Origin of the sequence: Streptomyces sp. NPDC092296 (genome assembly GCF_044755465.1) — a bacterium.
In the GTDB taxonomy this organism is placed as follows: Bacteria; Actinomycetota; Actinomycetes; order Streptomycetales; family Streptomycetaceae; genus Peterkaempfera.
This window is the reverse complement of sequence record NZ_JBIVRB010000009.1, coordinates 163,824-176,332: the sequence shown is the minus strand read 5'-3', so window position 1 is coordinate 176,332 and position 12,509 is coordinate 163,824. Positions and strand designations below refer to the sequence as shown.

The window sequence follows — 12,509 nt, the reverse complement described above, 5'->3', positions numbered from 1 at the left end:
TCACTTCCAGCTGGTCAGGCCCGCTCCGTACGGGTAGAGCGGGTTGCCGTAGGTGGTCGGGACCGGCTGTCCAGCGTCGATCTTCGCCCGGATGTCGGCACGCTCGGCGGCGGTGGCCCCGAGGTCGTACGGCAGGTTCCAGTCCTCGTTGGCGTCGGCCTGGGTGTCCCCGCCGCCCGGCTTGAGGACCTGGTCGAGGCTCCGGGGCAGCTGCCAGGGCAGCTTCCCGCTGGGCGTGTAGTCGCCGAAGAGCAGGGAGGCCGTCGCCGGCCCCACCTCCTCACCGCCCCGGTAGGTCACCACGATGGCGTCCGCCAGGTCATTCCACTCGCTGATCACGATCGGCCTGGGCAGAGTCAGCACCACCACCACCGGGATGCCCTGCTTCTTGAAGTTCTGGATCAGGGCCAGTTGGTCGGCCGGCAGGTAGGGCTGGGTGTTCGGCCATGCGGTGGCATGGGTGTAGGAGGGCTCACCGACCGCCACGACGGCCAGCTTGGGTGACGGACCGGTGTCCTGGAAGACATTGACCCCGGCCTTGGCGGCCCTGGCCTTGATGGCGTCCAGGGTGGTCAGCGAGCCGTAGTCGGGGTGGAAGTAGCTGGACCAGATGCAGCACGAGGCGCCGTCGGCGGCCCTCGGCCCGGCCACCACGATGTTGTCCCCGGCGTTGAGCTTGACCGGCAGCACACCGTTGTTCTTCAGCAGGGTGTCGGACTCCCGCGACGCCTGGTTGGCCAGCGCCACATAGCTCGGCTGGTGGAAGCGGTACGGGCCGTTCACCGGGTCGCCGTACGGGTGGTCGAAGATGCCCAGCTGGAACTTCAGCCGCAGGATGCGGGTCACCGCGTCGTTGATCCGGGAGAGCGGCACCTTGGACTCGAAGTCGGCCATGGAGAATTCGGCCGCACCCGGATCGGCCCCGCCCATCACATCCGAGCCGGCGTTGGCCGCGCCCACCCAGGAGGTGGAGGGCAGCCAGTCGGTGGTGATCAGGCCGGTGTAGCCGAGGTTCTGCCGCAGATAGGCGAGGATCTTGGCGCTGTCGCCGGCCCCCGGGCCGCCCGGGTCGAGGTAGGAGCTGCCCGCGTAGCCCGGCATGATGTTGACCGCCCCGGCCTCCATCGCGGCCCGGAACGGGATCATGTGGTATTTGATGGTCACCCCGTCGTAAGTGATGCCGGCCTCGCCGCCGGCGCCCTCACCGGGCCAGTGCTTGACGGTCGCCAGCACCGAGCCGGGGTTGAGCTCCGGCCCGCCCTGGAGACCGGCGACCAGCGCCCGCAGCTGCGCCGCCGCGACGTCGGCGTTCTCGCCGTTGCCCTCCTGGATGCGGGGGTAGATCACCTTGGTGCCCACCTCGGCGAGCGGTGAGAGGGTGCCGCGCGCGCCGACCTCCAGCTCCTCCTTGCGCTGCATGTCGGCCAGCTTGTAGTCGAGCGCGTAGTCCTTGGCCGCGGCCAGCGTGGACTGCAACGGGTAGGTGGTCTGGTAGCCGGCGGTGGTGTCGCCCGCGGAGACGGGCGGGATGCCCAGCCGGGTGGCGGCCGTGGAGACCAGCACGGTGTCGAGGTCGGCCGGCTGCGCCGGTCCGAAGTGCCAGCCGGACATGGGGTACGACTGGACGTTGTAGAACATCTGGTACGCCTTCTCCTCCAGGGTCATCCTGCCGAGGAGGTCGGCGACGCGGGTCTCGACCGGCTGGCGCCAGTCCTCATAGGGCTCGATGGTCCCGTTCTTGTCGAGGTCCCGGGCGCCGTTGACGATGGAGATGCCGTCGTCGGCCTTGGCGACGTCCGGCAGGTAGATGCCGAAGGTGCGGATGTCGGAGGTGGTCCTGGCACCCGACCCGCTCACCGCGACCACGTACCACCGGTAGGTCCACCGGTCGGTGATGTCCCAGGACGGGGTGTAGCTGGTGCCGGTGACCTCGGCGACCTTGGTGTAGAGGTCCAGCAGGTTGCCCGAGGCGGTGAAGTCGTAGTCGGTGCGGCTGACGTTGAGCCAGACCTCGTAGCGGGCGCTGCCGGAGACGGCCGCCCAGGAGAGCGCCGGCCGGCGGGTGTTGGTGATCAGGGCCTTGTCGGCGGGCGCGGACAGGGCGAACTGGTTGACGGTGGCCGGCGCCTTGGTGGGCCCGGAGAGCAGCGGCGCGGTGGCGGCGGAGGTGTCGACTGTGCCGTACACCTGGAACTCCCACAGCGAGTAGCCGTAGCCGGTGGCGCGGGCGGTGCCGTACAGCCGCACATAGCGGCCCTTGCCGGTGACCGCGAGCTTCTCCACGCCGCCTTTGCCGGTGGTGGTGGTGTAGAGGGTGGTCCAGGTCTTGGCGTCGTTGGAGACGTCGACGTGGTAGCCGGTGCCGTACGCGGCCTCCCAGTTCAGCACGATGCCGCTGATCGTGGCGGTGCCGCCGAGGTCCACCTGCAACCACTGGCTGTCGGTGGCCAGGCTGGACCAGCGGGTGTTGGTCCGGCCGTCCAGCGCCGCGGCGGGGGCGTTGGCGCCCTCCCAGGACGAGGCCGACACCTGCTGGTACGCGGAGATGACCGAACCGGAGAAGTCACCGGTGCCGCCGCCGTCGCCGCCACCGGTGCTGCCGCCGGTGGTGCCTCCGGTGCTGCCGCCGGTGCCGGTGTAGACCGCGAACTCCCAGAGGGAGTAGCCGTAGGCGGTGGCGCGGGCGGTGCCGTACAGCCGGACGTAGCGTCCGGTGCCGGTGACGGCGAGGGTCTGGGTGCCGCCGGCGCCGGTGGTGGTGGAGTAGACGGAGGCCCAGGTCTTGGCGTCGTCCGAGACCTGGAGCTGGAACGCCGTGGCGTAGGCCGCCTCCCAGGTCAGGACCACCTTGCAGAGCGGGCTGGACGCCCCCAGGTCGACCTGGAGCCACTGCGGGTCGGCGGCGGCGCTGGACCAGCGGGTGCCGGGGTCCCCGTCCACGGCGGCCGAGGCCGGGGTCCCGGCGTTCTCGGTGGACGAGGCGGTCGCCGGGTGGCCCTGCGCCGCGTTGGCGCTGCCGCAGCCGGTCGGGCCGGTGGAGTCGGCCGAGCCGTAGACCTGGAACTCCCAGAGGGAGTAGCCGTAGGCGGTGGCGCGGGCGGTGCCGTACAGCCGGACGTAGCGGCCGGTGCCGGTGACGGCGAGGGTCTGGGTGCCGCCGGCGCCGGTGGTGGTGGAGTAGACGGAGGCCCAGGTCTTGGCGTCGTCCGAGACCTGGAGCTGGAACGCCGTGGCGTAGGCCGCCTCCCAGGTCAGGACGACCTGGCTGACGGTGGCCTTGGCGCCGAGGTCGACCTGGAGCCACTGCGGGTCGGCGGCGGCGCTGGACCAGCGGGTGCCGGGGTCCCCGTCCACGGCGGCCGAGGCCGGGGTCCCGGCGTTCTCGGTGGACGAGGCCGTGGCCGGCCTGCCCTGGGACAGCAGGGTGGAGGCGGCTTGCGCGGTGCCGGCCGAGAAGCCGACGGCAGCGCTCATCAGCAGCGCCAGCACGGCCGCTGCGGCGACCAGTGGTCGGCGTCGCCTGATGCTCCGCCGGAAGAGGGACAGGAGGCTCATCTGCATCTCCTTGAGGGGGTCATGCCTCAGGACGACGGGCCGCTGCTCGACCGGCCGGCGGCGTCACGGTGGCTGCGGGCTGCTCCGTACTGGTTGCCTAACGGGAGAGCGCTCTCCCGGCGAGTGTGAGTGAACTGACTGATCACTGTCAACACCTCTGCGGCGCCTGCGGTTGCGGATCGCCCGTGTGCGGTGAGGCTTGAGGGGGCGCCTCGCCGCGCGAGCCGCCCCTCCGCCCGTCCACGGAACGTCTACGGAAAAGGAACGCCGCATGTCCCAGCTGCCCGCGCCCCCCGACCCCGTCCTCGAAGCCGCCGCCAGGGAACTGGCCGAGGCGACCTCCCCCCACCCGCGCATCTACGAAGTGCCCCCCGAGCAGGGCCGCGGCATCCTGGCCGACCTCCAGAGCGGCAAGGGCGTGGAGCGGCCCGAGGTGGACGAGGAGTGGATCACCGTGGACGCGGGCCGGTACGGCCGGGTTCCCACCCGTGTCATCCGCCCCAAGGGCGCCACCGGCACCCTCCCGGTGGTGCTCTTCCTCCACGGCGCGGGCTGGGTCTTCGGCGACGAGGCCACCCATGACCGGCTGGTGCGCGAACTCGCCGTCGGCGCCGAGGCGGCGGTGGTCTTCCCCGTCTTCGACCGCGCCCCCGAGGCGAAGTACCCCACCCAGATCGAGCAGAACTGGGCGGTGGGCCGGTGGATCGTCTCCGAAGGCGCCGGGCACGGCCTGGACGGCTCCCGCCTCGCGGTCTGCGGCGACTCGGTCGGCGGCAACATGGCCGCCGTCTTCGCGCTGATGGCCAAGGAGCGCGGCGGCGTCCGGCTCAGCGCGCAGGTGCTGCTGTACCCGGTGACCGACGCGAACTTCGACACCCCCTCCTACCAGCAGTTCGCCGAGGGCTACTACCTCACCCGCGACGGCATGCGGTGGTTCTGGGACCAGTACACGACCGACCAGGCCCAGCGCCGGGAGGTCTACGCCTCACCCCTCCGGGCGTCGGTGGACCAGCTGCACGGTCTGCCCACCACCCTGGTCATCACCGACGAGGCCGATGTGCTCCGCGACGAGGGCGAAGCGTACGCCGCCAAGCTCCGCCAGGCCGGGGTGAACGTCACCGCCGTCCGGGTGCTCGGCGTGGTCCACGACTTCCTCATGCTCGACAGCCTCCGCCACTGCCGCGCCACCAATGTCGCCCGCCACCTGGCCGCCGACACCCTGTACAGCACCCTGCACGCGAAGCAGCGGCACCCCGAGACGGCCCGCTGACCGGCGGGCACCCCGGCCATCCGCCCCGTACCACGTCACCGAGCAGCACGTCTGCGTGTGACAGTGCCGCACTCCTTCCCGCGCCGGCCGCCGAGCAGGTCGGACGTTCACCTCAACCCGCCGCCGGGTGGCAGCAGGCGTCGTGGCGCAGGGCGCGGCCGACCTCCAGCCAGGCGGCGTGCTCGGCGGCGCCGTGCCCATGCGCGGGGTGGGCGGCGAGCAGGTCGGCCTGGTGGTGGGGTACGCCGTCGCGGATGGCCATGGGGGTGCGGACCAGGGAGGCGAAGTCGGTGAAGGGGTCGCCGTCGACCACGGTGAGGTCGGCGATCCTGCCGGGTTCGACGGTGCCCAGGTCGTCCTGGAGGCCGAAGATCCGGGCCGGGACGGAGGTGGCGCAGCGCAGTGCCTGCGCGGGGGTGAAGCCGTACGCGTGCAGGGCGCGCAGGGCCAGGTGCAGATGGAGGCCGACCGGGACGAGGGGTGCGTCGGTGCCCAGCGCGAGGGTGGCGCCGTGGGCGACGAGGGCGCGGTAGTCGCGGATCTCGGCGGCGAGGGCGTGCAACTGCTGGGCGGTGGGGGCGGCTTTGGCGGCCTCGCGCACGGTGGCGGTGTCCCAGGGCGGCATGAGGGCGGTCACCCGGGGGTCGTCGGCGAGGGCGGGGTCCGCGCCGAGCAGCGGCAGGGCGGTGAAGGGGGTGGCGATGAGGGCGAAGGCGCCGTCCGCGTACTCATGGAGCAGGTCCTGGTGGATGTGGCCGAGGGGGGTGGTGGCATGCCCGTACTCCAGCCGCTGGGTGGCCTGGAGATGGGTGGTCAGATCCTGGCCCGCGTCGCGGCCGGGGAAGCACAGGTGGCTGCCGCAGGGCACACCGAGCCGGTGGGCGGTGCGGGCGGCCAGGGCCATGGTCCAGCCGGGCGCGCGGACATAGGTCTTGACGAAGTCGGCGTCCAGGGCGGCGGCGCGTTGCAGGGTGCGGCGGACTCCGGCGCCGGTGCGGTGGGCGCGGCCCATGCTGTAGGCGACGCGGGAGCCGTCGATGAGTTCGGCGGTGGCCAGCAGCCGGGGGCCGGTCTGGCGGCCGGCCGCCAGGGACTCGCGCAGCCGGGCGCCCTCGTAGGCGAAGCCGCCCATGGAGGCGGTGGTGGTGATGCCGTAGGCGAGCGCGAGCAGGTTCTGCCGGCCGCCGTAGATGTCGGGCCAGGGATGGGTGTGGCTGTCGAACAGGCCGGGGATGACGGTCCGGCCGGAGGCGTCGATGGTGCGGCCCGTCGGCCGGTGCGCGCGGTGCGGTTCGACGGCGGTGATCCGGTGGCCGGTCAGCACGATGTCCACGTCGTGCCGGGGGCGCTCGGCGGTACCGTCCCACAGCTGGCCGGCGTGGACGCGTACGGTGTCGCGGCGCGGCGGCAGGCTGCGGCGGGCGGTGAGGGCGACGGGGACGGTGCGCCGCCCGGTGCCGTCCCGGTCGGTCAGGCGCAGCCTGCCGTTGGAGAGGTAGAGCAGGGTGCGGGAGTCGGCGGCCCAGGTGGGGTGGTCGGCGGGCTCGTCGCTGAGTCGGCGTGGCGGTCCGGCGGGGGCGCCCTCGGGGGTGACGGGCAGCAGCCACAGGGCGGACTCCAGGACGAGCGCCATCCAGCGGCCGTCCGGGGACCAGACGGGCCCGGCGGCGCAGCGGTCGGACAGCGACTGGTGGTCGGCGGGCAGGTGGCGGGTGTCGGCGCCGGTCGCGGTGTCGATGACCCGGATGAGGTTGTACCCCTCGCGGAAGCGCCGGTTGAGCCGGTTGCGGTCGCAGAACGCCAGGTACCGGCCGTCACCGGACCAGCTGGGGGCGCCCGGCAGACCGCCGCCGCCGAGCGGCGCGGCCAGGACGCGGTGGGTGCCGGTGGCCAGGTCGTGCAGCAGCAGGTTGCCGGCGGTGTCCTGGCAGGCCAGCCGGGTGCCGTCCGGGGAGAGGGCCGGGTGGAGCCGGCCGCCGGCGGCGAGCACGGTCTCGCGGCCGTCGCCGAGGTGGTGGCGGTGGACGGCGGTGAGTCCGGCGCGGTCGGTGCAGTAGAGGATGGAGCGGCCGTCCGGTGCCCAGGACGGCATCTGCAGATAGCGGGCGGGGTCCTCCTGGACGAGCCTGCGCGGCGCGGCCCCGCCGAGGGGCATCAGCCACAGGGCGTTGAGCGCCGCGAAGGCCACGCGTCGGCCGTCCGGCGCGAGGGCGGGCAGGTGGATGCCGCGTACCCGGGCGGGCGCGGTGGAGTCCGGGTCGCGGCGCTTCGGCGGGTAGCGGGGGCGGCGTACCGGCTGGTGGGCGGTGAACGGGATCTCCTCGACCGTGGGCGAGGACAGCGTGCGGATGCGGATGCGGCCGTCGGCGAGGTACAGCAACCGGTCCGCCCCAATCCACTGGGGTGGCGCTGCGGCCAGGTCCTCGGCGGTGGTGACCGGCCGGCCGTCCACCATGAGCGCGGCGCCGACGGCGGGCGAGGACGGCGTGTCGGTGGTGCCGGTCAGCTGGAGGTGGGCGACGCGGCCGTCCGGGGAGACGGACGGGCACAGCAGGCGGCCTGCGGCCACCGAGCGCAGGACGGTCACCCGGCCGCCTGCGGCGGAGACCCGGGCCAGGGTCAGACCGCCGTCCGTCCCGCCGCCCGTTGCGGCGGCGGCGCGGACGAACACCACATGGCGGCCGTCCGGCGTCCAGGCGGGGTCGTAGTCCTCGTACGGGCCGTCGGCCGCACCGCCGGCCGACCGGGGCTCGTTCTCCTGGTGCGGGCCGCCGGTCAGCCGGGTCAGCCGGCCGCTGCGCAGCTCCAGGGTCCAGATGCCGTAGGAGCTTCCGGTGACCGCGTCGCCGCCGCGTTCGGAGGAGAACGCGAGCCGGGTGCCGTCCGGTGACCAGGCCACGCCCCGGTCGTCCCAGGGGCCGCCGGTGAGCTGCCGCAGGCCGGTGCCGTCCGGCCGCATGGTCCACAGGTGGAAGCCGCCGCCCCGGTAGGCGCACAGCGCCACCGCCGAGCCGTCCGGGGAGAAGGCGGGCCGGGTCGGCTCCAGGTCCCAGTCGGTCAGCCGCACCGCCTCGCCGCCGTGGCGCGGGAGTCGCCACAGGATGCCCTGCACCTCGGCGATCAGCCACTTCCCGTCCGGGGAGGCGGTGACGGACCCTCCCGTCGCGGCGGTGCGGGTCAGGGTCGTACGGCGCGTGTCGGCGGCAGCGGCGGACGCGGACGGTGCGGACGGGGGTGTCGCGGCTGCCAGTCCGGCGGCGGACGCCGCGTGGAGGAAGCCGCGCCGGCTGACGCCATGGGTCTCCACCACAGGTACTCCTCACCAGGCGGGGGCGGGCGGGTCGCGCGGCGGCGCTGAACCGGACTGGAGCGTTCCACCCGGGGGGCGCCCGCCAAACAACGGGTCAGCCCGACAGGGCAGCGTCGATGCCGCCGACCGGGCACCGGTGCGGCGGCGGCCCGGTGCGGCGGGGCTTCGGCGGCAGTCTGCCCCCCCACGTCGGCTCCCGAGGGCGCGCACCACGGCGTTGCCGCCCCACCCTCGATGTCACCACCGCGCCGCTGATCACCTGCTGGGGCCGCCGCAGCGACGGCTGACGGAAGCGCGGGCGCGGGTGGCCACTTCGGTGTGGCCCCCGTCCCGGAAGGAGCTGCGGTACGGGCTGCCGCTTCCGCAGGCGATGCCGCCTGCCCCTTTCCGCCCGACCTGGGCGCCCCCGCGCCGCCCGGTCGTGAGCAGCCGCAACAGGCGCGGTGTGACCGGCCGACTGCACCGATCCCGGGCACCAACCCCGACCGGTCCGTCCCGCGTTGAGCGGCAAGTGGATTGCTCCGCAATCAAGTTGGATATTTGCATGGATGCATCAACCTATTGCGTTCTGCTGTCGACCCGACTACGTTCCCTCTGCGCGCTGCTTTCCCCTGGGCGGCCGTCGCCCCATGGGGCCGTCGCAGCCGGCGTTCGCGGATCTCGGAACGCCGACGCCATGCCTGGCAGAACGACATCTCCGGACGTCCCAGGGAGGGACCTGATGAGACACCTGCCGAACGCTGCCCCACGTGCCTGGACCGGATTGCTCCTCTCCGCCTTACTCGCCGTCTCCACGCTGGTCCCGGCCAGCACGGCGGGAGCAGCGACGGGCGCCGGTGCCGCAGCGAGTACCGGGGCCGGAGCGACGGTCCCGTTCACCAGCTTCGAGGCCGAAGCGGGCACGCTCACCGGTGGCGCCTCCGCCGTGTCATTGACCGCCGCGCCGACTACGCAGTACTCAAGTCCCGCGCTGGAGGCGTCCGGACACGCATACGTCCAGCTCACCGGCGTCGGCCAGGGCGTCCGGTGGACCAATACCACCGGCGCCCCGATCAGCACGCTCAACCTCCGCGCGAGCATCCCGGACTCCGCCACCGGCGGCGGCACCACCGCGACCCTTGACCTCTATGTCGACGGCGTGTTCCGGCAGGCGCTGAACCTGAACTCCCGCCAGAGCTGGTTCTACGAGGGCGGCAGCAACCACTACAACGGCAGCGACCAGAACCCGGCCGACGGCAACCCCCGTGAGTACTTCGACGAGGCGCACACCTTCGTCACCGGCGCGCCGATCGCCCCCGGCAGCACGATCGAACTGAAGAAGGACGCCGCGAACACGGCCGCGTTCTACTACCTCGACGTCATCGACGTGGAGAACCCGCCGCCGCCGGCGGCCCAGCCCGCCGACTCCATCTCCATCACCAGCTGCGGCGCGGTGGCCGACAACACCCCGACCAACGGGACCGGGGACAGTGCCGCCGTCGACAGCACCACGGCCATCCAGAACTGCATCAACCAGGCCCAGTCCCAGCACAAGACCCTGTGGATTCCGGCCGGCACGTTCTACCTCAAGGGCACCACGGGCCTGAAGGCCCAGGGCATCACCATCGCCGGCGCCGGCATGTGGTACAGCACGATCTACCGCCAGATCCCGCTGCCCAACAACGTCCCGCTGGCCGCCCTGTTCGAGCTGACCTCGTGCCACGTCCAGAACCTCCACCTCGACACCAACTCCACCAGCCGCGAGATGGTCGACGGCGGTGGCGGCGCCATGGACACCTCCGGGTCCGACTGGGTCGCCGACGGGATCTGGAGCCAGCACGTCGAGTCCGGCTACTGGGCGTCCGGCACCGGCGGCACGGTCAGGAACAGCCGCGTCACCGAGGCCTGGGCCGACGGCATCAACCTCAACAACGTGTCGCTGAACAACTCCGTCGGAAGCAACCTCACCGCGACGAACAACTTCGTACGCGGCTCCGGTGACGACGGGATGGCCATCAACTCGGTCAACTACAACACCGACTCCAACGGCAACAGGACCTACTACACCCCGATGTCGCACATCACGATGACGCACAACACCGTCATCGCGCCCTGGGGAGGCAAGGGCATCGGGATCTACGGCGGCAGCGACCAGGACGTCGAGGACAACTACATCGCCGACACGGCCCGCTACATCGGACTCGGCGCCGGCCGCTTCGGCGTCAACGGCAGCGATCTGCTCGGCGCCACGGTCAACGGCAACGTCGTCGTCCGCTCGGGCGGCAACGGCTACAGCCAGGGCCAACCGGCCCTCCAGGTGGGCAACGGCGGGGACGGACAGAACGTCGGCGTCGTCGACCAGGTGACCGTCACCGACAACACCGTGCTCAACGCCCTGTACGACGGGGTGGGTTTCTCCACCTCCACCAACACGCTGCTCCGGAACAACACGGTGACCGCGCCCTGGCGCAACGGCGTCGTCATCGCCCCGCCGTTCTACCCCGCGCCCACCGGCTCGGCCACCCTCACCGGCAACACCGTCACCGGCCTCGGGGCCGGGAAGATCGCCTTCGCCAACAACTCCGCCGGCTTCACCACCACCGCGAGCGGCAACAGCTGGCAGAGCGGGGGCGGCATCGTGGAGGGCCCGTACGGCGGGACCCCCGCCGCCGTCCCGGGGCTCGTCCAGGCCGAGGACTACGACACCGGCGGCCAGGGCGTCGCCTTCAACGTCACCTCCGTCAACGGCAACGGCAACGACTACCGCGCCGAGGGCGTTGACCTGGAGGCCACCTCCGACACCGGCGGCGGCTACAACCTCGGCTGGACGACGGGCGGCCAGTGGTTCCGCTACACCGTCGACGTCGCCACGGCCGGCACATACACGGTCAGCCTGCGGGTCGCCGCACCCGACGCGGTCAGCGGCGCGCTGCACCTGTCCAACGCGTCGGGCGCCGATCTCAGCGGCGCCGTCGATCTCCCGGCCACCGGCGGGTGGCAGACCTGGGGGACCGCTACCACTCAGGTGACGCTGCCTGCGGGCCGACAGGTCCTGACCGTCCATCAGGACAATGGCGGGTGGAACCTCAACAGCATGGCGTTCGCCACCTCGGGCGGCGGCGGTAGCGCCTCGCTCACGGCGAGCCCGTCCGCGCTGGGCTTCGGCAGCCAGACCGTCGGCACGACCAGCGCGGCCCAGGCCGTCACGGTGACCAACACCGGATCGGCGGCCGCCTCGCTCTCCTCGGTCGCCGCCTCGGGAGACTTCAGCCAGACGAACAACTGCGGCACGGCGCTCGCCGTGAACGCCTCGTGCACGGTCAACGTCCGCTTTACGCCGACCGCGTCGGGCGCCAGGACCGGGTCGGTCACGATCACCGGCAACGCGTCGAACAGCCCGTCCACGGTGCCGCTGTCGGGTACCGGCGCGACCGCCGGCCCCACCAATCTGGCTGCGGGCAGGCCGACCGGCGAGTCCTCGCACACCGATGTGTACGGGTCGTCCAATGTGACCGACGGCAACCAGAACTCGTACTGGGAGAGCGCGAACAACGCGTTCCCGCAGTGGGTGCAGGTGGATCTGGGAGCGTCGCAGTCGGTGAGCCGGCTGGTGCTCCAACTGCCCGCCGGCTGGGGTACGCGTGACGAGACGCTGTCCGTGCTCGGCTCAGTGGACGGGCAGAGCTTCACCACCCTGAAGCCGTCGGCGACCTACACATTCACCCCGTCGGCCGGCAACAGCGTGACCATCACCTTCCCGCCCACCTCGCAGCGGTACATACGGCTCACCGTCACCGCCAACACCGGCTGGCCCGCCGGCCAGATCTCCGAGTTCCAGGTCTGGAACCAGTAACCACCCTGGCCGCTTCGATATCCGGGCCGACCACCAGGTCGAAGGCCGTCTCCGCCCCATGGCGGAGGCGGCTCGCCTCTGCGTGGACGAGGGCGACGAGCGCGCACGCTGGTGCGGAGGGAGCTTGCACCGCTGGTCACCCGCACGAGTGAGGGTGAGCACCGTGACCCACTCGACCAAGGCGTGCGGCAGGTCGAGTGCGGCAGACCAGGGAAGCAACGACACCCCTGTGCCGGCGGGTTGAGACTTCGAACACCTCTCCCAACGGCTCGGGAGCCTCGGGTCGGGCCCGCTGCCGCCACTGGCCGAGTCCCGCAGTGACAGCCCGTCGGCCACCGGCTTGTCGAGAAGGTGAAGCCGTTGTCCGCCGACCTTGCGTTCCCAGAGCGGCTGGAGCTGAAGGTGCACACGGCGGATCTGATGTCGGAGATACCTTCCGCAGTCGCGGGCCGGGCGTCGTCCGCATGGTGATCCGGGCGAAGGCGCGCTCGACCACCCGGCGTGTGGGCCGGACCTGAAGCCATGACCGACATGACGCTGCG

Annotated in this window: 4 protein-coding genes and 1 pseudogene; 2 read left to right on the top strand and 3 right to left on the bottom strand. The window is 72.4% G+C overall.

Going from position 1 to position 12,509, the window contains the following annotated elements:
- On the bottom strand, positions 1 to 3,555 hold the full coding sequence (locus ACIQGZ_RS20565) for a discoidin domain-containing protein (RefSeq protein ID WP_402603580.1): 3,555 nt from the start codon (positions 3,553 to 3,555) through the stop codon (positions 1 to 3).
- 271 nt (positions 3,556 to 3,826) lie between these two features.
- Between ACIQGZ_RS20565 and ACIQGZ_RS20560 the strand changes: the two genes are divergently transcribed.
- Entirely contained in the window at positions 3,827 to 4,825 is a 999-nt protein-coding gene (locus tag ACIQGZ_RS20560; RefSeq protein WP_402603579.1) for an alpha/beta hydrolase, read from the top strand.
- A gap of 112 nt (positions 4,826 to 4,937) precedes the next feature.
- On the opposite strand, the gene ACIQGZ_RS20555 is transcribed toward ACIQGZ_RS20560, so the two are convergent.
- A complete protein-coding gene (locus tag ACIQGZ_RS20555) occupies positions 4,938 to 8,135 on the bottom strand; it encodes an amidohydrolase family protein (protein WP_402603578.1) in 3,198 nt (1,065 codons plus the stop codon).
- 721 nt (positions 8,136 to 8,856) lie between these two features.
- Between ACIQGZ_RS20555 and ACIQGZ_RS20550 the strand changes: the two genes are divergently transcribed.
- Positions 8,857 to 11,967, top strand: coding sequence for a discoidin domain-containing protein (locus ACIQGZ_RS20550; RefSeq protein ID WP_402603577.1), 3,111 nt, complete (start codon positions 8,857 to 8,859; stop codon positions 11,965 to 11,967).
- Positions 11,968 to 12,069: 102 nt separating this feature from the next.
- Here ACIQGZ_RS20550 and ACIQGZ_RS20545 read toward each other — a convergent pair.
- Positions 12,070 to 12,186: pseudogene (locus tag ACIQGZ_RS20545) on the bottom strand (IS5/IS1182 family transposase); the annotation flags it as partial.
- Positions 12,187 to 12,509: the final 323 nt, after the last annotated feature.

Excerpts from the sequence above, each read along its gene's own strand:
- ACIQGZ_RS20560 (WP_402603579.1), top strand. The coding sequence starts at position 3,827 with ATGTCCCAGCTGCCCGCGCCCCCCGACCCCGTCCTCGAAGCCGCCGCC.
- ACIQGZ_RS20550 (WP_402603577.1), top strand. The coding sequence starts at position 8,857 with ATGAGACACCTGCCGAACGCTGCCCCACGTGCCTGGACCGGATTGCTC.
- ACIQGZ_RS20565 (WP_402603580.1), bottom strand. The coding sequence starts at position 3,555 with ATGAGCCTCCTGTCCCTCTTCCGGCGGAGCATCAGGCGACGCCGACCA.